The sequence below is a fragment of the Actinomadura kijaniata genome, assembly GCF_014138665.1.
GTDB classification, from domain to species: domain Bacteria; phylum Actinomycetota; class Actinomycetes; order Streptosporangiales; family Streptosporangiaceae; genus Spirillospora; species Spirillospora kijaniata.
On record NZ_JACJIA010000005.1, the window covers coordinates 183,059 to 201,315 of the forward strand.

The window sequence follows — 18,257 nt, forward strand, 5'->3', positions numbered from 1 at the left end:
CCCCGCGCCGGAACACCGTGGCAGAAAGGTCATCCACCGTGATCATCGACACCCACATGCACCCGACCAACATCGTCGACCAGGCGTGGCGGCACGACGGCGACCCGTTCACCGGCGAGCGCACCCTGGAGATGATGAACGGCCCGTACATGATCAACGGCAAGCCGCGCCGGATCGACTACGGCTGCATCATGCCGCCGCCCGGCAACTCCGTCTGGCAGGACGGGATGCGCGGGGGCCGCGAGGGCATCCGCGACTACATGGCGTACATCACCGAGCTGGTCCAGCGCTATCCGGACCGCTTCATCGGGAACTTCATGTACAACCCGCGGTTCGGCCCCGAGAACGGCGCCAAGGAGCTGGAGTTCCACGTCAAGGAACACGGCTACAAGATGATGAAGCTCCACGCCAACATGCACGCCTACCGCCCCGACCGGGCGCTGGACTGGCTGCGGCCGGTCCTGCGGGTGTGCGACGAGCTGGGCGTGGTCGTGCTCATCCACACCGGCGACGGCCCGTACTCGATCCCGACGCAGTTCTACCCGATCATCCGGGAGTTCCGCGACGTCAACTTCATCCTGGCGCACTTCGGCGTGCAGACCGGCGGCGTGTACTGCTTCGAGGCCCTCTACATGATCCTCGACAGCCCCAACGTCTACGGCGAGTCGGGCTGGCTGCTCCAGTCCCGCATCGTCGAGTTCGCCCAGCAGATGGAGCGGCACCAGCTGGTGTTCGGCACCGACTCCCCGCCGAACGAGCCCGGCATGTGGGCGCGCGAGCTGGAGGTCCTGTGCGGGCCCCCGCCGCAGGGCATGAACCTGTCGGAGGAGGACCTGGAGGGCTACCTGGGCAACAACATGGCCAAGCTGCTCGGCCTGAAGCCCACCCCGCCGCCGCGCAACCTCGTGGAGGCCGAGGCCCGCCTCACCGACACCTACGCCTACGCGGACGAGCCCGCCCCGGTCCCGGCCGCGGGCTAGGGCCTTCCCAAGGACGGTCATCCGCGCAGGTTCACCTGGTCCACGGACCTTGGCTGAACGCGCGAGCGCCTGACCCGCCCCGGTGAGGCGACGCCGAAGGCGAGCCTCACCGGGGCGGATCGCGAAGCGACGCGGCGCTCGCCCAGGCACGGTCAGGGCGCGAGCCCCCAGGCGAGCGCCCTGGGCCGGGACTGTGTCAACACCGCCTGGAGGTGGCCGGCGTGCGGCAGACGCCTGGCGAAGAAGCAGAAGTTCCGACCGTTCCCAAGCATCCCGTGGACGAGGTTCCGCGCCCCGGACGGCTCGTCCCCCTCGGCGTCCAGCACGTGCTGGTGATGTACGCCGGCACCATCGCCGTTCCGCTCATCGTCGCGGCGGGCCTCGGCCTGCCGCACCGCGACATCGGGGCCCTGGTGGCGGCCGACCTGCTGCTGTGCGGGGTCGGCACGCTGCTCCAGTCGGCCGGCGTGCTGCGGGTCGGCGCGCGGCTGCCGCTGGTCATCGGCGCGGCCTACAACGGCGTCGTGCCGATGGTGCTGATCGGCACCGAGTACGGCCTGCCCGTCATGTACGGGTCGGTGGTCGCCGCCGGGCTGGTGATGGTGGCGTTCGCGCCGGTCTTCGGACGGCTGCTGTGGTTCTTCCTGCCGGTCGTCGTCGGCACCACCATCACCCTCATCGGGATCACGCTGATCCCGGCCGGGGCCCGCATGGTGTTCGGCGGTGAACCCGGCGACCCCGGGTTCGGCGCGGTGTCCGGCATCGTGCTGGGCGGCCTGACCCTGGTGCTGGTGGTGCTGCTGTACCGGTTCCTGCCGCCGCCGGCCTCGCAGCTGTCGATCCTGGCCGCGCTGGTCGTGATGACGGCCGGGGCGGCGCTGACCGGACACGCCGACTTCGGCGGGGTGGGCGGCGGGCCGGTCGCGGGGCTGCCCGAGCCGTTCCACTTCGGGACCCCGTCGTTCCACCCGGTCGCCTCGCTGTCGCTGGTGCTGGTGCAGTTCGTGCTGATGGTGGAGACCGCCGGGCAGGTCCTGGCGGTGGGCGAGGCGGTGGACCGGCCCGCGTCCCGCCGCGACATCGCCGCCGCGCTGCGCGCCGACGGCGTCGTCACCGCCCTCGGCGGGGTGTTCCAGCCGTTCGTCTACGTCACCTTCACCCAGAACATCGGCGTGGTGAGCCTGACGAAGGTCCGTTCCCGCTGGGTGACGGCCTGCGCCGGGGCGATCCTGGTGCTGATGAGCGTGTTCCCGGTGATCGGCCGGGTGGTCGCGGCGGTGCCGGGTCCGGTGCTGGGCGGCGCGACGCTGGTGATGTTCGCGACCGTCGCGGTCATCGGCCTGCGGATGCTGGCGAACGCGCGCGGCGACACCGCCGGTCTCGTGATCGTCGCGGTGTCCCTCGGCGTCGGCCTGGTGCCGATGGCGCTGCCCGGCGCCTACGACCGGTTCCCGCAGTGGGCGCAGCTGTTCCTCGACAGCGGCGTCGCCGTCGGGACGGTCACCGCCGTCCTGCTCAACCTGCTGTTCCACCATCCGCCGCCGCTCCGCCGGGAGCGGCCCGAACAGGAAGCCGCCTGATGACGACGACACGCCCGCGGCTGGTCGTGGGGATCTCCGGGTCCAGCGCGCCCCAGTACGGCATCGCGCTGCTGGAGGCGCTGCGTAAGCTCGGAACCGTCGAGACGCACCTGGTGGTGTCGGCGGGCGCGCGCCGCACCATCGAGCTGGAGGCCCGCCGCGACCCCGGCGAGGTCTGCGCGCTGGCCGACGTGGTGCACGACTCCCGGGACCTGGCCGCGGCCGTGTCGTCCGGATCGTTCCCCACCCTCGGCATGGCGGTGGCGCCGTGCTCCATGAAGACCCTCGCCGCCGTCGCGCACGGCCACACCGACGACCTGCTGAGCCGCGCCGCCGACGTGACGCTCAAGGAGCGCCGCCGCCTGGTGCTGGTCGCCCGCGAGACGCCGCTCAGCCTCATCCACCTGCGCAACATGACGGCCGTGACCGAGGCCGGGGCGGTGGTGCTGCCGCCCGTCCCCGGCTTCTACTCCGGCCCGCGCACCATCGACGACCTGATCCACCACATCGTCGGCAAGGTGCTCGACCAGTTCGGGGTCGAGCACGACCTGTTCCGGCGCTGGACCGGCCCCACCCGGGAGTTCTCGTGACCCTCTCGCCCCGTCAGGACCTGCACGCCTTCCTGGACGCCCACGACGGCGACGACGTCCTCGTGGTGGACGCGGAGGTGTCGGCCGAGGAGGAGGTGACCGCGCTGGCGTTCGGGCTGGCGGCGCGCGGGCGCCACGACCTGCTGCGCTGCCCGAGGGTGGCCGGGCTGGGCGTGGAGCTGGTCACCAACGTGTTCGCCTCCCGCGCCCGCGTGGCGGGGCTGCTCGGCACCGACCCGGCCGGGCTGCACGCCGCCTACCAGGAACGCTTCCGGGACCGCCGCCCCATGCAGGTGCTGGCGGCCGGCCCCGCCCTGGACGAGGTGCTGGCCGGCGACCGGGCCGACCTCGCCGCGGTCCCGATGATCCGGCACTTCGCCTCCGACCTCGGCCGCTACCTCACCAGCGGCATCGTCGTCGCCGAGGACCCGGACGGCGGCGCGGGCAACATGAGCTACCACCGCGCGACCCCGCACTCGCCCCGCGAGCTGGCCCTCAGCCTGCACTCGCGCGGCGACCTGTGGCGGCTGCTGGGCCGCGCCCGCGAGCGGGGCCGCCCGCTGCCGGTCGCGATGGTGGTCGGCGGGCACCCGCTGTTCATGCTGGCCGCCTCGGCGCGGGTCGGCGCCGACGTCGACGAACGCGAGATCGCCGGCGGCCTGTTCGGCGAGCCCCTCCAGGTGGTGCGCACGCCCCGGCACGGCATCCGCGTCCCCGCGACGGCCGACTACGTCATCGAGGGCGTCATCGACCCCGGCGACCACGCGCCCGAGGGGCCGTTCGGGGAGTTCTCCGGCTACTCCTCGCACCGCTCCACCAACAACGTCCTGCGCGTGGAGACCGTCTGCCGCCGCCGCGACCCGGTCCTGCTCGACGTCGTCGCGGGCAACTCCGCCGAGCATCTCAACCTCGCCCGCATCCCGCGCGAGTCGGAGATGGCCGAGCAGCTCACCACCCGCTTCCCCGACGTGACGGCGCTGCACTACCCGAACTCCGGCACCCACTTCCACGCCTACGTCGCGCTCCGGCAGCGCCGTCCCGGCCAGGCCCGGCAGGTGATGCTCGGCCTGCTCGGCTGGGACCCCTACCTCAAGACCGTCGTCGCCGTGGACGACGACGTGAACGTCACCGACGACGCCGCCGTGCTGTGGGCGCTGGCCGCCCATCTCCAGCCGCACCGCGACGTGTTCGTGGTCGACGGGCTGCCCGGCAGCCCCCTCGACCCGTCCTCCGGCGGCGACGGCACCACCTCCCGCATGGCGCTGGACGCCACGCGCGGGCCCGGCTTCGACGGCGAGCCCATCGAGCTGTCGCCCGCCGCCCGCGACCGCGCCGCCCGCCTGCTGGACCGCGCCCTCCCCGCCCGCACGTTCCCCGACACAGCCGGAAAGGACTGAACGCATGGACTACCTCCAGCCCGCGAGCTGGGCCGAGGCCCTGGCCCTGCGCGCCCAGCGGCCCGACGCCGTCCCCGTCGCGGGCGGCACCGACGTCATGGTCGGGCTGAACTTCGACCGGCACCGTCCCGCCGCGCTGCTGGACCTGTCGCGGCTGCGCGAGCTGACCGGCTGGGAACGCGACGGCGACCACGTCCGCCTGGGTGCCGCCGAGCCCTACGCCAGGATCGTCCAGCGGCTGCGGGACCCGCTGCCCGCGCTGGCCCAGGCGTCCCGCACGGTCGGGTCCCCGCAGATCCGCAACCGGGGCTCGGTCGGCGGCAACCTCGGCTCCGCCTCGCCCGCCGGCGACGCCCACCCTCCGCTGCTGGCCGCCGGCGCGACCGTCGAGGCCGCCTCGGTCCGCGGCACCCGGCTGATCCCGGCCGCGGAGTTCTTCACCGGCGTCAAGGCCAACGCGCTCGCCCCGGACGAGCTGATCGCCGCCGTCCGCGTCCCGGTCGCGCGCGGCCCCCAGCGGTTCGCCAAGATCGGCACTCGGAACGCGATGGTGATCGCCGTGTGCTCGTTCGCGGTCGCGCTCGACCTGGAGGGCCGCCGCGTCGGCACCGGCGTCGGGTCGGCCGCGCCCACCCCGCGCCGCGCCACCGCCGCCGAGGAGTTCGCCGCCGGGGAGCTGGAGGCCGCCGGGCTGTGGGACTCGCGCGGCCCGCTGCCCGGCTCCCTGGCCCGCCGCTTCGGGCGGCTCGTCGCCGACGCGGCGTCCCCCGTCGACGACGTGCGCGGCACCGCCGCCTACCGGCGGCACGCGCTGTCGGTCATCGCCCGCCGCACGCTCACCTGGGCGTGGGCCGACCTTCGGAAGGAGACCAGCGGATGCGGCTGTCATGCCATGTGAACGGTGAGCGGCGCTGCGCCGACGGTGTCCGGGCCCGGGAGAGCCTGCTGTTCGTCCTGCGCGAGCGGATGGGCCTGCCCGGCAGCAAGAACGCCTGCGAGCAGGGCGAGTGCGGGTCCTGCACCGTCTACCTCGACGGCGTTCCGGTGTGCGCGTGCCTGGTGCCCGCCGGGCAGGCGCGCGACCGGCAGGTCGTGACCGTCGAGGGGCTGGGCGACGACGGCGGGCTCGACCTGGTGCAGGAGGCGTTCGTCGAGGCGGGGGTGGTGCAGTGCGGGTTCTGCACGCCCGGCTTCGTCGTCGCCGCCCACGACCTGGTCCGGCGCGGCTACGCCCCGACCGAGGAGGAGATCCGCGAGGCCCTCGCCGGGAACCTGTGCCGCTGCACCGGCTACGAGAAGATCATCGACGCCGTGAAGCTGGCCGTCTCCCGCTGGTGGGCCCGGAGCGGGTGAGCGTCGTGGCCGGGCCACGGCCGGGTGGGCCGACACTGGGCGGGCCGACGCTGGCCCGGCTCGTGTCCGCCGAGGACCTGGGGCTGCGCGTGCTGACCGGCGGCGACCTGCTGGACCGCACGGTCCGCTGGGTGTTCACCACCGACCTGCGTGACCCGGGCCGCTACCTGGCGGGCGGCGAGCTGGTGCTGACCGGGCTGATGTGGCGGCGGCGGCCCGCCGACTCCGAGGTGTTCGCGGCCGCCGTCGCGGCCCGGGGCGCGGTCGGCGTCGCGGCGGGCGCGGCGGCGCTCGGCGGCGTCCCGGACGACCTGGTGGAGGCGTGCGCCCGGCACGGGCTGCCGCTGCTGGAGGTGCCCGCCGAGGTGTCGTTCGCGGCGCTGACCCGCCGGGTGATGACCGACCGGCGGGGGAGACCGGCCGACCGGGGCGCGCTGCTGGCGGCCGTCGCCGCGAGCGGCGACCTGGCCGCGCCGCTGGCGATCGTCGCCGGGGAGCTGGGGCGGCCCTGCTGGATCCTCGGCTCCACCGGCGCGACGCTGGCGGCCTCCCGCCCCCTGCCGCCCGCGCTGGCCGAGACGCTGACGGCCCGGTTCCACCGTTCCGGCTGCCAGCCGCGCCGGGCCCGGCACGCCGGGCGCGCGTTCGCGCTGCACCCGCTCACGCCCGCCCCCCGGTCCCGCTTCCTGGCGGTGGAGACCGGCGGGGACCCCGACCTCGACCTCGGCCCGGTCGCCGCCGACCTGGCCTCGGCGGTCGCGCTGCACGCCGCCCGCGAGGAGGAACGCGCCGCCGCCCGGCGCGTCCCGGCCGCGCGCCTGGTCCGGGGCCTGCTCACCGACGACCGCTCCCCCCGCGAACTGGGCGAACTGCGCGCCGACCTCGGCCTGACGATGCCGCTGACGGCCGTGTCGGTCGCGGTGACCGGCGCGGACGGCCCGGCCGCGGCGGCGTTCCTGCTGCACGGCCTGGACCCGGCGGCGATCACCGAGTGGGACGGGGAGACCCTGGCCCTGGTCCCCGCCGACCCCGACCCGGCCCCGCGCCTGCGCACCGCCGCCCGCCTCCTGGCGGCCGCCCTCCCGAGCCGCCGCCTGACCGTCGGCGTCAGCGGGACGGCCTCGCGCGGCCTGGGCCCGCGCGAGGCGCTCCAGGAGGCCCGCAACGCCCGCCGCCTGGCCGCGCTGCGCCCGGACACCGCGGCCGTGACCAGCGGCGACGACATCGACTCGGTGGACCTGCTGATCGCCGCGATGCCCCGCGGCATCCGCCGCCGCTTCCGCGAGGGCCTGATCGGCGCGGTGGAGGCGTACGACGCCCGCCACAACGCGCGGCTGCTGGACACGCTGTCGGCGTTCCTGTCCCACTCGGGCTCCTGGCAGCGCTGCGCCGCCGACCTCCACGTCCACGTGAACACGGTCCGCTACCGGATGCGGAGGGTGGAGGAGCTGACCGGCCGGGACCTGGGCCGCTTCCCGGACCGGGTGGACCTGTTCCTGGCCCTGCGCCTGGCGGAATGGGAACGCCGCCGCTGATCCCTTTGCCAGAATGCCGTCGTATGGGTGCTGCGGAGACACCGGCGAACGCCGGGGACCAGAAGGAGCCCGGCAAGTGGGCCATGGCGTGCGGATGCCTGGTCATGCTGCTAGGGGTAGGACTGATCGGCGGTCTCGTCTGGGCCGTGGTGTCGTTCCTCAGATGGGACCCGCCGGTTCCCTACAGCGAGGCGGCCACCCAGAAGGTCGTCCAGCCCTCGCCGAAGTGCTACACGATCACGGTCCCGCCCCTGCCGAAGGAGAAGCGCCTTGACCGGCGCGCGAAACTGGAGTACGACGCGCGGAGGGACGCGGTGGGCATGACCTGCGACACCGACGTCAAGGTCGCCTGCCCGGACGACTGCGTCGTGACCTACAAGGGCAAGCAGGCGACCATCGCCGTCCTCAACCAGGGCTGCACCTCCTGGGGCACCATACGGTCGTGCAAGTACAGGCTGGAACCGCGGGCCTACTTCGTGACGACCAGGCATCTGCACAACGCGTTCTGGGGACGCACCGACCGGGAACGCCGCGAGGGCCACCACGTCCGGTGCGACACCATCCCCGGGGACGCGGAGGTCATCCCGCCCACGCCGAAGGAGACGGGCGGGGAGGGGGTCAAGCTCAGATACCGCTGCCACACGCGCAACCCCGGCTCCATCACCTACTCCTACGCGGTGTGGACGAAGGACGGCTCCACCTTCACGTTCGAGGAGATCGACGACTGACTTGATCATTTGTTGCCGGTTCGGCAAGGAAGTTTGCCTCTTCCGCATCGATCACGCAGAGTCGAGGCGGAGGTGGTTCTCGTGTCGAGAGCAACGAGTGAGCAGGTCATGGACGCGGTCGTCATCGGCGGAGGCGCCGCCGGGCTGTCCGCGGCGGTGGCACTGAGCCGGTTCCGCCGCCACGTGGTGGCGGTCGACGCCGGGCAGCCGCGCAACGCGCCCGCCGAGGGGGTGCACAACTACCTGTCCCGCGACGGGATGCCCCCGGCCGAGCTGCTGGCCGCCGGACGCCGCGAACTGGCCGGGTACGGCGGACAGGTCGTCGAGGGCACCGTCGTCGCGGCCCGGCGGGCGGACGAGGGGTTCGCGGTCGAGCTGGCCGACGGGCGCGCGCTGCGGGCGCGTCGGCTGCTGGTCGCCACCGGAGTGGTCGACGGCCTGCCGGACGTGCCGGGGATGCGGGAGCGGTGGGGGCGCGACGTCCTGCACTGCCCCTACTGCCACGGCTGGGAGGCCCGCGACCGGGCCATCGTCGTCTACGGCACCAACCCGATGGCGGCGCACGCGGCGCAGATGTGGCGGCAGCTCAGCGACGACGTCACGCTGGTGCTGGAACCGGGCACGCGGCTCCGGCCGGAGCAGGCCGAGGAACTGGCCGCGCGGGGCGTCGAGGTCACCGACGGGCCGATCACCGAACTCCTCACCGAGGGGGACCGCCTCACCGGGGCACGGCTGGCCGACGGCCGCGTCCTGCCCTGCACCGCGCTGGCGGTCGGCACCAGGCTCGAGGCGCGCGCGGACTTCCTGTCCGGCCTCGGGCTCGAACCGGTCGAGCACCGGATGGGCGACGCCGTCATGGGCACCCGCGTCGAGGCGGACGCGACCGGGGCCACCCCCGTGCCCGGGGTGTTCGTCGCGGGCAACGCGGCCGACCCGTTCGGCCAGGTCATCGGCTCGGCCGCGGCGGGGCTGACGGCCGCGGGGGCCCTCAACGCCTCCCTCATCGCCGAGGAGGTCGAACGGGCGGTCGCCGAGCACCGCGCCCGCTCCGAGGAGCCGTTCTCGGCGCGGATCGAGGCCGAGGTCAGCGAACGGGTCGTCGGCGCCCGGCGGCACGGCCTGTGAGCGGCGGTCCTCCCCACGCGGCCCGGACGCGTCGCAGCACCTCCTCCTGGGGCACGGGCTCCAGGAGGAGGCCGGGGCCAGCGAGGGCGGTGACCTCCTCGAAGGGGCCGCCCAGCCGCCGAACGACAGGCGACCGGCCGCGTCCCGCACGGCGATGACCGCGTCGGCCAGGCCACGCGCCACGAGGTTCGGGGCTTGTGGCAGGGGATGCCCTCGGTGGTGTGCATGAGCAGGGCGAAGCCGGTCCACCCCACCGCGTTCACCGCGTGCCCGCTCCCACAGGGCCGATTCTGACGCCTGGACCCTCTGGAAATGGCCGGATTTTCCCGGCTAGCGTACCGACCGTCTGGACGGTCGGGAGGTAATGGTGCGGGATCGGATTCTGGACGCGGTCGAACGGATACTGGTGGCGGGCGGGGCCGACGCGATCCGGCTGGACGCGGTCGCGGCGGAGGCCGGGGTCAGCAAGGGCGGACTGCTGCACCACTTCCGGACCAAGCAGGCGTTGCTGGAGGGGGTGCTCGACCGGCTGGTGGAACGCTTCGAGGCCGAGCTTCCGCCGCCGGGATCACCACCGGGGACGTTCACCCGCGCCTGGCTGGACGCCACGATCCCGCCCGACGACGTCCCCGCGAAAGCCCATGGCGACCGGGTCGCGGTCGCGATACTGGCCGGGCTGTCCGGCGGCCCCGAAGTGCTCGACGCGTTGCGGCGCCGCTACCGGATCTGGCAGGAACGCCTGGCCGGCGACGGCCTCGACCCGGCCACGGCCTCCCTGGTCCGGCTCGCCGTCGACGGCTGGTGGATGGCGCGGCTGCTGGACCTGGCCCCGCCCCGCGACGACCTGCACCGGCAGGTCCGCGCCCGGCTGGACGCCATGATCGGGCAGGAGGCCCGGTGAGCCGCGTCCTCGGTCCGACGAAGACCGCCATGCTGATCACCGACGTCGGGCTGCTGCTGTACTGGGCGGTGGTGTTCGCGGGCCTGATCCCGCCGGAGTACGCCTACCGCGACTACACGAACCCGATCCTGAGCGACTGGAACCACTCGTTCGTCCCGCTCGACCTGGCCGCGAGCCTCACGGGCCTGGCGTCGCTGTGCGCCCGCGCGGCGCAGCGTCCCCTCATGACGGTCTCCCTCACGCTGACGAGCACGGCCGGACTACAGGCGATCGCGTTCTGGGCGCTGCGCGGCGACTTCACCCTGGCATGGTGGCTGCCGAACCTGTTCCTGCTGCTGTTCCCGCTGCCCGCGCTCGTCGTTCTGGCGCGAGGCGGCGAACGCGCACCGGTCAGCCGGTGACCACCGCGAGCACCCGGGTGCCCTCGGGGAACGCGCCGCGCTCCGCAAGCGAGTGGACACCGGCCAGCATCTTCGCGACGTACACCCAGTCCAGCAGCAGCCCATGCCGCCGCTGGAAGTCGGCGACGAACGCGTCCAGCTCCCCGTCGCGCCGGGCGTAGCCACCGAAGTGGAAGTCGGTGTCGATGCTCCAGTTCCCCCGACGTTCCCCGTACGCCTCACGTTGCAGGCGCTCGACGTCCTCGTTCAGGAACGCGCCGCCCTTCAGGACGGCGAAGCCCAGCGCCCGCTGATGCGGGGCGAGCCCGGCGGCGAGGCCCGCGAGCGTTCCGCCGGTCCCGACCGCGCAGCACACGACGTCGAATGACGGATCGACCTCGGCCCCCAGCTCGGCGCATCCCCGCACCGCCAGCGCGTTACTGCCGCCCTCCGGAACGAGGTAGAAGTCGCCCCACCGTTCGCGCAAAGAGGCGATGACGTCCGGCTCGGTCTTGCGCCGGTAGGTGCCCCGGTCCATGTAGTCGAGCCTCATGCCCTGCGCGACCGCGTACGCCAACGACTCGTTGAGCGGAAGGCGCTCCTCCCCGCGCACGATCCCGACGGTGCCGAACCCGAAGATCCTCCCGGCCGCCGCCGTGGCCCGCAGATGGTTGGAGTAGGCCCCACCGAACGTCAGCAACGTGCGGTGCCCCTGCTCGGAGGCGGCCCGGAGGTTGTACTTGAGCTTGCGCCACTTGTTGCCGGGCAGGTCCGGATGGACGAGGTCGTCCCGCTTCAACGACAGCCGGACCCCGACCCGCTCCAGCCGCCCGTCCCGAACCTCCTCAACCGCCGACGGAACCCGCACCGTCACGCTTGATGCTCTCCGTGAGAAGCCGGAAGCCGTCCCCTCCGACAACGAGGGCGGGACCGCCGGGGTCCTTGCTGTCGCGGATGGCGACCCTGGTGTGAACGAACGCCAACTCGACGCAGTCGCCCCCGTTGGGCGCGCTACGCGTTGACTTGCGCCATCGAACCCTGCTCAGGTCCATCGGTCTTCAATCACCCTTCTGACGAAGTCGCGGGACATGTCCGCAGGCAATGCGCGTGACCGCAGATCGATCAGCGTGAGCGCGAGGGCCGCGAGATCGTCGGTGGAATCCGTCGTGATGGCCCGGATGGTCATTTCCATATACGCTACCTCGCTCCGATCTTCCATCGTCGCGACCACGAACGCGCCCCCGTTGCCGTTGTGCTCGCCGCTGCTGCGCACGACCTGCACCGTGACGTTGGGACGCTCGCCCATGGCGATCAGGTGCTCCAGCTGCGCGCGCATGACCTCGGGGGAACCGACAGGACGGTGAAGCACCTGCTCGTCGACGAGCGCGACGAGCGAGGTGGGAGCGGGGCTGTCACGGGTGAGGATCTGCTGCCGCGCCATGCGCGCCGCGCTCTTCTCCTCGGAACGCAGCGAAGCGCCGGCGTACTCCGGAGTCTGGAGCAGGCCGGGGATCATCGAGTGCTGGTAGGTGGTGAGCGTGACGGCCTCCTGCTCGACCTCGGGCCAGTCGAACCACAGCGGCACGGGCGAGCCGTCCCTGTTCAGATCGTCGTACAGGTCGAGGAGCGCGCCGCCCGCCCCGGTCAGCTGGTCGACCGTCGCGGCGAACGAACGCTGGCAGCGCTTCTTGCCCGTCTCCACCTGCGACACGAACGAGGTCGTCGTGTTGGTGCGCGACGCTACGGCCTGCTGGAGGAGGTTCGCCTGCTCGCGATAGCGCCGCATCTGGCGGCCGAACGCCTGGAGGGCAGGCTGTGGCGTGGGGCGGGGACGCCGGGCGGCCATGCCGCGATCCTTTCACTCGATTAACCAAACAAGCTCGAACTTTCGGCTTGTGGTCCATCAGGTCTGGTTAACCGACACGGTACGTGATGGGTGACTAACTAGAGGTGGCAATAGCCGAAAACCTCACGCGAAGGCAGCCGCCATGGCCACAGCGCGGGAAAACGCGCCGCCCGTCCCCGTCACCGACCCGTCCACGCTGGTGATCGCCGCCGTTCCGGAGGACATCAAGACCGCGCGTGACTTCGCGCGGCGCTGGTTCGAGGCCAAGGCGATCGATGACCGCGGGACCGGGCTGCTCGTCATCTCCGAACTGGTCACCAACGCCTACCGGCACGGCTCCGAGCCCGGCGGCCCCGTCCTGGTGCGCCTCTACCTCTCGCACGACGGCCCGGTGGTGGAGGTCCGCGACACGAGCGCGGCCGAGCCGTACGTGAAGCCGTTCACGCTCACCGAGTTCTCCGGCCGGGGGCTGGCGACGATCCAGCTGATCACTCGCTCCTGGGGGTTCCAGCATCTGGCGTCGGGCGGAAAGGCCGTCTACGCCGTGCTGGGGGAGAGGCCGGACCACCCCTCACCTGGGCGATACTCGCGGAATGGACGAGCCCTTTGACTCCTCCGACGACGGCTACGTGAGCATCGGGCCGCGCGAGTACCTGGACAGGCTGCTGGCGGAGTACGGGCTCACCGAGGACGAGGCGCGCGACGCGGTCCGCGTCCGCCCCGCGCCCTACGGGATGCAGGAGTACCTGGTCCACGCGTCGATGCTGCGTTCCCAGGGGGAGTTCCCCTGCGCCGGGGACGCGGAGGCGCTGGAGTTCTGCCGCGAGGTGGCCGAAGCGCTGGCGGCCGACCTCGGCGTCACCCGCGAAGAGGCGGTCGCCCAGGTGAACCGCCACTGGTCCGACAACGGCCCGGACCCGAAGCCGCGCGTCTGGATCGTCGGCCTGGAAATCGCCTACCACGAACTCCCCGAGTACTGGGCGGAACGCATCCGCGAGCAGGGCGACGCGCCCGCACCCCGCGCTTCTTTCTGAAACCTTGCGCAAGATGGCTGCAAGTTCGTAACGTGGCCGCGCCGGTTCCTCCAGGAGGAGCGACCACCGGTCGCATCGGCCCGCACGGCTGCGCGGGCCGCGTCACCCCTTGCTGAGCAACGCCGGTTCTTGCGTGAGGAGAGTCGCGTGCACGACGTCCTGGTGGTCGGTGGCGCGGGGATCGACACCATAGTCAGGGTCCCCGAGCTGCCCGTCCCGTTCGCGGACTCGGTGGCGGTGCCGCCGATCGAGGAGTACGTCGGCCACACCGGCAACGGCGTGGCCCTCGGTTGCCACGCCCTCGGCCTGCGCGCGCGACTGATCGACTTCATCGGCGACGACCGCCACGGCCGCCTCATCGTCGAGCACCACCGGCAACGCGGCCTGGCCTTCTCCTGGCAGATCTCCCCGGCGGGCACCCGCCGCGCCGTCAACCTGGTGGACGGCAAGGGGCGGCGCAGTTCCCTCTACGACGCCCGTGACGTTCCCGACCAGCGCATGCCCGAGTCGTTCTACCGCCCGTTCCTGGAGAACGCGCGTCACGTGCACCTGTCGATCGTCGACTACGCCCGCCACCTGCTCCCGGACGTACGGCGGCTCGGCCTGCCCGTCTCCACGGACCTGCACGATTGGGACGGTGAGAACCACCACCACCGCGACTTCGCCTACGGCTGCGACATCGTGTTCCTGAGCGCCGCCCGACTCGGCGAGCGGGTCGATGCCGTGCTGACCGGCATCGTCGAGCGTGGCCGCGCGCAGGTCGTGGTGGCCACCGACGGCGAGCGCGGCGGCTCCTTCCTGCGGCGGGGCGGGACGGTCCAGCGCTTCGCCGCCGAGCGCGGTCCCGTCGTCGACAGCAACGGGGCGGGCGACGCGTTCGTCTCCGGGTTCCTCTTCGGCCACCTGACCGGACGGCCGCCGTCCGAATGCGTCCGCTACGGCGCCATCGCCGGGCTGCACGCCTGCGGCGCGGCCGGAACGCACCGGTCGCTGATCACCGCGGACGAGCTGATGGGACGCTTCGCCGACCGGTAGAGCCGCGCCCTCCCGCCCACCCGCCCGGCCCGTGGCGGACCGCCGTCAGAGGACCCTGCCGGCGGGGGAGACGGGGACGATCCGCCCGAAGCGCTCCCGGACCTCGGCCGGAAGCATGCCGATGATCCGCAGGGTGTTGGTGTGGGCCGCCTCGTCACCGTTGCGGTGTCCGGCGGTGCCGCCCAGCACGCCGACGACAGGGTCGGGCCAAGGCACGACCAGTCGGGTGCTGGCGCGCAGCGCGGCCAGGTGCACCCGCAACGCATGATCGACACAGGACGCTCCGGCCTTCCGGACCAGACAAGCGCCGTCCGGGCCGCCTGGAAGCAGCCTCAACGGCAGATCCAGCTCGTCGTGCGGAACCGAGGGGCCCTCGTGCAGCGTGTAGATCGCGTAGGCGAGGCTGGACCTGTCCAGGGGAACGTCCACCCACCCCTGTTCGGAGGGCGGCGTGCGGGGCACGGGCACCAGCCCGGCCCAGTACAGCCTCACGGCGTCGACCTCTGTGCGCACCGCGCCAGCCGAGGAGGTCGGCGCCCGGTACACGGTCTCCACCAACAATCCGTCGCCGCTGTACCACAAGGCCACCTGGTGGATGCGCTCCCCGTCACCGGCCCCCGACGCTTCTGGCCACAGCGCGGTGTCCACGGCTTTGCTGAATCCCTCGTCGGCCAGGACCGCGCCGACACGTTCGAGGGTGTCGCCGTAGACCGTGTCGTCCAGGGCGGCCCGCCGATCCCGGTCGTGGTTCGCAACGCGGTGAGGCGTTCCGTCGATGGACTCCCACGCCCAGTCGGCGGCCAAGCCCCACGCCGCCGCCGCATCCTCCTGGGCAAGAGTCATACGCACCTGGTCACCGCGACCGTCGCGCTCCATCAGCTTCCAGATCGGTGTCAGGTCGTCCAGATCCCAGCGCATCACCACGGAACCATAGAGCAGCACCGAGACGAGCAGGTGCCATGGTCCGGAACGAGCCGGGCTCCTTCCAGCCTCCAGGCCGACCCTGCTCCAGACTGGGCAGGTGACCACGTACCGTCTGTGGCTGGCCGCGCTGCCCGCCCCCGTTCCCGAAGCGGAAGCTCGGATCTTCTGGAACTGCAAGGATGAGCCCACCCCGGCGCTGGACGAGGCGCTGAGGCGTGCGCCCCATATCTACGTGGGCTCATGGGGTGAGGAGCATGAGGAACTACTGCCGCGGTCATGCCGCTGCCCTGCCGCCCGGCTCTCGGCCTGGCTGTTCTTCAAGGGCACCATCGATCGCTGGCAGGCCCCGATCCTCGACCCCCGGCTGCATGACGAGCTGCTGGAGCTTCTTCGGCCTCGACCGGACGACCTCCCCGCCCCCACCGCCCCCACCGCCCGAGCCCACGAGATCCGGAGCTTCCTGTCGGCGCATGCGGGAAGGAGCCTGATCCCCCAGGAAGAACCACCATCGGCCGACCAGGACGCCCTCTCAGCCCAGAACCCGTGAGCAGCGCAGACGCGTCCCTGAAACAAGCCGCGCCCCGCCAGGCGCATCCGGCCGTGCCACTCGTCGGTCTGGCCCGTGGAGCCCGGGAAACGAAGTGCGGCTGTCAGATCACATCTGCCGTGCGCGCAGGACGGGCTCGGCGAGGAGGCGGGCGGCGAGCGCGTGGTCGCAGCCGAGCACGGTGTACGAGAGGTCGGGGTCGCTTGACAGGCACCAGGAGCGGTCGGCGGGCCAGAGCATCGTCACGGGCTGCTCGTAGTCCCAGCGCGCCTCCCATGAGGTGTACACCAGGTCCTGAAGGGGGCCGGCGACCAGGAGGTAGGCGATGTGCCCGCTCACCCGTTCGGCGAGGTCGTCGACAGGCGGGCCACCGAGGCTGTCGGGGGACACGACGTCGTCCGGTGGTGACGCCGGGCCGGGACCGGTGGAAGTGAGGATGGGATCCGTGCCGGAGCCGGGGTCGGCGTCATAGGACGCCAGGCAGGCCGGGGCGTCGGGGCCGGTGGTGGTGAGCAGGATCCGCTCAAGGACGGTCTTCTGCCCGTCCGACGGGTGTCCTTCGGCCGAGGACGGTCCAAGGAAGGGCGCGGTCAGGTCGCTGGTAGCGGGTTCGGCACCGGGATGGAGCACCGCGATCGTGCGGTCGTAGTCCGCCGGCAGCGGAGGGCCGTCAGCCCGTTCGGCCGAGGCTGCGGCCCAGGCGGCGAACCAGGAGAGCTGATCTGGGGCGATGCGTTCGAGCATGGGACAAACCTATATTGCCCCAGGGCCGTTCGCATTCTCGGATTGTGAGACGGTGAGGGCGGGTCATGGAATGACCGCGGAAGGCGTGTTGCGGCCTGACCTGCAACTCTACCTAGAGAGTGGGAAGTTGTTGAAAATTTCATCCGCTGGCCCCGTATGTCGATACAGTGTGTCGTGTCCACGGTCATGTCGGCTATCGCGACCCGCCGCTCGACGAGGTGGGGTGGCTTCGGGAAGGCGGGCCCGTTGAAGCAGCCCGATGTGCTGTGACGACTTCCATCGCCCTCTCGTGGTACTCGGTTTATTGGTTGAGAACGTGATCGGCTCCTGATATTTTCCCTATGATTGTTCGGACGCGTCAGGAGGCAAAATGAAGAAACTTTCGAGGATGGCCTGCTTTTCTGCGGCCCTCGTCGTTGGTGCGGTCTCGTTCTCTCCGTCACCCGTCCATGCCGGCACCGGCTCTGCGGCCGCGCCCGCCGCTGAAAGCCTCGGAGCGGGAACGCCTCAGGGCCCCGTGGCCTCCACCAGCGCCGATGGCGAGGAGGTCTTCACTTTCACGGCCCGGTCGACCGCGCCCGGCGCCAAGAGCGCCGCTGCCGATCGCATCACCTGCAAGGGCGCGTACAGGGGCGGCAAGTACTATGACGCTCCGCACCCCGGGGCGAGCTCGAAGAAGCGCAGGATCAACGCTCACCTGTCGGTCACCTGCACCGGTGGGGGTGCCGGAGCGACGCACGTCACGGTCGCTTCACGGATGGTCGATGGCCGCCGGGCGGGCAAGGTGAGCACGGACAAGGGCTTCCGCAGCGCCAAGACCGGCGGCGACCTCGCCTGTGTGTCGAGCAAGCGCGGCTACCAGGGCAAGGGCTACGTGTACGTGAAGTTCCCCCCGAGGTACAGCCCGCCGGCGGCGTCCTTGAACCCGGTCAGCATCATCAAGGCCTTCAAGAAGGGCAAGAAGGGCATCTGCGTCAAGGCCTGACCGACGCATTTCAATGAGGCTTACCCGAAACCCCTGCCCTGCCTATAACGGCACACTGACCTGCGGTAACGCTAGCCGGTCAGGCGTTCGGTGGAGGGTTTCGGGTAGGCCTTAATGCGGGAACGACCCCCGAAGGGGTTCTACCAGTGCCCGGTTCACTCGAATGAGCCTGTTGTGTCGTTCCCCGAAATGACTCCATGAACGCGTGCTCGAGGCAGTCACCGACCGCTCCCATGGAGTCGAGCGAGGCGCCCACCCGGACGTGCCCGGTGGAATACCGGGCGTCGATGGAGTTCGTCCCGAACGGGATGGAACCGACCAGGCCGACAACGCCGCCGACCGCGAGGCGTCCGAGGAACTGCCCGGATCACCGATCCACAGATGCGCGACGTACAGCCGCGTCACCTGGTGGCGATGACCGAACGCGGTTCCCGCCCGACCGATCTCTCCGCTGCCGAGTGGAGGTCGACCGCCGGTGCGCACCCGTCGGGAGATCGTGAACGCCCTGGCGTACTGGATGCGGGCCGGGTGCGCCTAGCGGCTGGTCCCTCATGATCTGCCGTCGTGGTAGAC

General features: G+C 72.0%; 21 protein-coding genes. 16 read left to right on the top strand and 5 right to left on the bottom strand.

All coding sequences use genetic code 11. The annotated features are described in order from the left end of the window. Positions 1 to 38: 38 nt before the first annotated feature. The 11 genes from HNR61_RS20615 to HNR61_RS20665 all read left to right on the top strand — a co-directional run bounded on the left by HNR61_RS20615 (position 39) and on the right by HNR61_RS20665 (position 10,590). Positions 39 to 980: an amidohydrolase family protein gene (locus HNR61_RS20615; RefSeq protein ID WP_067812688.1), complete on the top strand. Its 942-nt coding sequence runs from the start codon at positions 39 to 41 to the stop codon at positions 978 to 980. A 275-nt stretch (positions 981 to 1,255) separates the two neighbouring features. Further along, positions 1,256 to 2,560, top strand: a complete 1,305-nt coding sequence (locus tag HNR61_RS20620) for a nucleobase:cation symporter-2 family protein (RefSeq protein WP_182844812.1) — start codon at positions 1,256 to 1,258, stop codon at positions 2,558 to 2,560. Further along, positions 2,560 to 3,150, top strand: coding sequence for a UbiX family flavin prenyltransferase (locus tag HNR61_RS20625; RefSeq protein ID WP_182844813.1), 591 nt, complete (start codon positions 2,560 to 2,562; stop codon positions 3,148 to 3,150). The genes HNR61_RS20620 and HNR61_RS20625 overlap by 1 nt, the downstream gene beginning before the upstream one ends. Continuing rightward, the gene (locus HNR61_RS20630; protein ID WP_182844814.1) at positions 3,147 to 4,547 is read left to right on the top strand and encodes a UbiD family decarboxylase; all 1,401 of its coding nucleotides are present in this window, start codon (positions 3,147 to 3,149) and stop codon (positions 4,545 to 4,547) included. Before HNR61_RS20625 ends, HNR61_RS20630 begins: the two co-directional genes overlap by 4 nt. Positions 4,548 to 4,551: 4 nt before the next feature. Continuing rightward, complete coding sequence (locus HNR61_RS20635) at positions 4,552 to 5,445, top strand: FAD binding domain-containing protein (protein WP_182844815.1); 894 nt, start codon at positions 4,552 to 4,554, stop codon at positions 5,443 to 5,445. Continuing rightward, positions 5,424 to 5,900 (top strand): (2Fe-2S)-binding protein, encoded by a 477-nt coding sequence (locus HNR61_RS20640; protein ID WP_182844816.1) that lies wholly within the window; start codon positions 5,424 to 5,426, stop codon positions 5,898 to 5,900. Before HNR61_RS20635 ends, HNR61_RS20640 begins: the two co-directional genes overlap by 22 nt. A 62-nt stretch (positions 5,901 to 5,962) precedes the next feature. Continuing rightward, positions 5,963 to 7,435, top strand: a complete 1,473-nt coding sequence (locus HNR61_RS20645; protein WP_182844817.1) for a PucR family transcriptional regulator — start codon at positions 5,963 to 5,965, stop codon at positions 7,433 to 7,435. A 23-nt stretch (positions 7,436 to 7,458) separates the two neighbouring features. After that, entirely contained in the window at positions 7,459 to 8,163 is a 705-nt protein-coding gene (locus HNR61_RS20650; RefSeq protein WP_182844818.1) for a hypothetical protein, read from the top strand. 81 nt (positions 8,164 to 8,244) lie between these two features. After that, the gene (locus HNR61_RS20655) at positions 8,245 to 9,288 is read left to right on the top strand and encodes an NAD(P)/FAD-dependent oxidoreductase (RefSeq protein WP_312898002.1); all 1,044 of its coding nucleotides are present in this window, start codon (positions 8,245 to 8,247) and stop codon (positions 9,286 to 9,288) included. A gap of 367 nt (positions 9,289 to 9,655) precedes the next feature. Further along, the gene (locus HNR61_RS20660) at positions 9,656 to 10,189 is read left to right on the top strand and encodes a TetR/AcrR family transcriptional regulator (protein WP_182844819.1); all 534 of its coding nucleotides are present in this window, start codon (positions 9,656 to 9,658) and stop codon (positions 10,187 to 10,189) included. Beyond that, positions 10,186 to 10,590 carry a DUF5360 family protein gene (locus HNR61_RS20665; RefSeq protein ID WP_220509587.1) on the top strand — a complete coding sequence of 135 codons (405 nt, stop codon included), beginning with the start codon at positions 10,186 to 10,188 and terminating at the stop codon, positions 10,588 to 10,590. The genes HNR61_RS20660 and HNR61_RS20665 overlap by 4 nt, the downstream gene beginning before the upstream one ends. Here HNR61_RS20665 and HNR61_RS20670 read toward each other — a convergent pair. The 3 genes from HNR61_RS20670 to HNR61_RS20680 are packed head-to-tail and all read right to left on the bottom strand — an operon-like array spanning position 10,580 to position 12,415. After that, the gene (locus HNR61_RS20670; protein ID WP_312898003.1) at positions 10,580 to 11,443 is read right to left on the bottom strand and encodes a 1-aminocyclopropane-1-carboxylate deaminase/D-cysteine desulfhydrase; all 864 of its coding nucleotides are present in this window, start codon (positions 11,441 to 11,443) and stop codon (positions 10,580 to 10,582) included. The genes HNR61_RS20665 and HNR61_RS20670 overlap by 11 nt on opposite strands. After that, on the bottom strand, positions 11,415 to 11,621 hold the full coding sequence (locus tag HNR61_RS20675) for a DUF397 domain-containing protein (RefSeq protein WP_182844821.1): 207 nt from the start codon (positions 11,619 to 11,621) through the stop codon (positions 11,415 to 11,417). Before HNR61_RS20675 ends, HNR61_RS20670 begins: the two co-directional genes overlap by 29 nt. Next, positions 11,612 to 12,415 (bottom strand): helix-turn-helix domain-containing protein, encoded by an 804-nt coding sequence (locus tag HNR61_RS20680; protein ID WP_182844822.1) that lies wholly within the window; start codon positions 12,413 to 12,415, stop codon positions 11,612 to 11,614. The genes HNR61_RS20675 and HNR61_RS20680 overlap by 10 nt, the downstream gene beginning before the upstream one ends. Positions 12,416 to 12,557: 142 nt before the next feature. Between HNR61_RS20680 and HNR61_RS20685 the strand changes: the two genes are divergently transcribed. The 3 genes from HNR61_RS20685 (at position 12,558) to HNR61_RS20695 (ending at position 14,484) form a co-directional block, all read left to right on the top strand. Next, entirely contained in the window at positions 12,558 to 13,025 is a 468-nt protein-coding gene (locus tag HNR61_RS20685) for an ATP-binding protein (RefSeq protein ID WP_182844823.1), read from the top strand. Beyond that, positions 13,009 to 13,449, top strand: a complete 441-nt coding sequence (locus tag HNR61_RS20690; protein WP_182844824.1) for a hypothetical protein — start codon at positions 13,009 to 13,011, stop codon at positions 13,447 to 13,449. The genes HNR61_RS20685 and HNR61_RS20690 overlap by 17 nt, the downstream gene beginning before the upstream one ends. A 147-nt stretch (positions 13,450 to 13,596) precedes the next feature. Next, complete coding sequence (locus tag HNR61_RS20695; RefSeq protein WP_312898004.1) at positions 13,597 to 14,484, top strand: carbohydrate kinase family protein; 888 nt, start codon at positions 13,597 to 13,599, stop codon at positions 14,482 to 14,484. A 45-nt stretch (positions 14,485 to 14,529) separates the two neighbouring features. Here the strand turns inward: HNR61_RS20695 and HNR61_RS20700 are convergent, their stop codons facing one another. Beyond that, positions 14,530 to 15,426: a hypothetical protein gene (locus HNR61_RS20700; protein WP_182844826.1), complete on the bottom strand. Its 897-nt coding sequence runs from the start codon at positions 15,424 to 15,426 to the stop codon at positions 14,530 to 14,532. Between the two features lie 79 nt (positions 15,427 to 15,505). Between HNR61_RS20700 and HNR61_RS20705 the strand changes: the two genes are divergently transcribed. Next, positions 15,506 to 15,955 carry a hypothetical protein gene (locus HNR61_RS20705; protein WP_182844827.1) on the top strand — a complete coding sequence of 150 codons (450 nt, stop codon included), beginning with the start codon at positions 15,506 to 15,508 and terminating at the stop codon, positions 15,953 to 15,955. 108 nt (positions 15,956 to 16,063) lie between these two features. Here the strand turns inward: HNR61_RS20705 and HNR61_RS20710 are convergent, their stop codons facing one another. Then, entirely contained in the window at positions 16,064 to 16,699 is a 636-nt protein-coding gene (locus HNR61_RS20710) for a hypothetical protein (protein WP_182844828.1), read from the bottom strand. 370 nt (positions 16,700 to 17,069) lie between these two features. On the opposite strand from HNR61_RS20710, the gene HNR61_RS20715 reads away from it, so the two are divergent. Beyond that, positions 17,070 to 17,684, top strand: a complete 615-nt coding sequence (locus HNR61_RS20715; protein WP_182844829.1) for a hypothetical protein — start codon at positions 17,070 to 17,072, stop codon at positions 17,682 to 17,684. The last annotated feature ends 573 nt before the right edge of the window (positions 17,685 to 18,257 follow it).

Excerpts from the sequence above, each read along its gene's own strand:
- HNR61_RS20625 (WP_182844813.1), top strand. The coding sequence starts at position 2,560 with ATGACGACGACACGCCCGCGGCTGGTCGTGGGGATCTCCGGGTCCAGC.
- HNR61_RS20640 (WP_182844816.1), top strand. The coding sequence starts at position 5,424 with ATGCGGCTGTCATGCCATGTGAACGGTGAGCGGCGCTGCGCCGACGGT.
- HNR61_RS20685 (WP_182844823.1), top strand. The coding sequence starts at position 12,558 with ATGGCCACAGCGCGGGAAAACGCGCCGCCCGTCCCCGTCACCGACCCG.
- HNR61_RS20710 (WP_182844828.1), bottom strand. The coding sequence starts at position 16,699 with ATGCTCGAACGCATCGCCCCAGATCAGCTCTCCTGGTTCGCCGCCTGG.
- HNR61_RS20690 (WP_182844824.1), top strand. The coding sequence starts at position 13,009 with ATGGACGAGCCCTTTGACTCCTCCGACGACGGCTACGTGAGCATCGGG.
- HNR61_RS20635 (WP_182844815.1), top strand. The coding sequence starts at position 4,552 with ATGGACTACCTCCAGCCCGCGAGCTGGGCCGAGGCCCTGGCCCTGCGC.
- HNR61_RS20715 (WP_182844829.1), top strand. The coding sequence starts at position 17,070 with ATGAAGAAACTTTCGAGGATGGCCTGCTTTTCTGCGGCCCTCGTCGTT.
- HNR61_RS20650 (WP_182844818.1), top strand. The coding sequence starts at position 7,459 with ATGGGTGCTGCGGAGACACCGGCGAACGCCGGGGACCAGAAGGAGCCC.
- HNR61_RS20675 (WP_182844821.1), bottom strand. The coding sequence starts at position 11,621 with ATGGACCTGAGCAGGGTTCGATGGCGCAAGTCAACGCGTAGCGCGCCC.
- HNR61_RS20680 (WP_182844822.1), bottom strand. The coding sequence starts at position 12,415 with ATGGCCGCCCGGCGTCCCCGCCCCACGCCACAGCCTGCCCTCCAGGCG.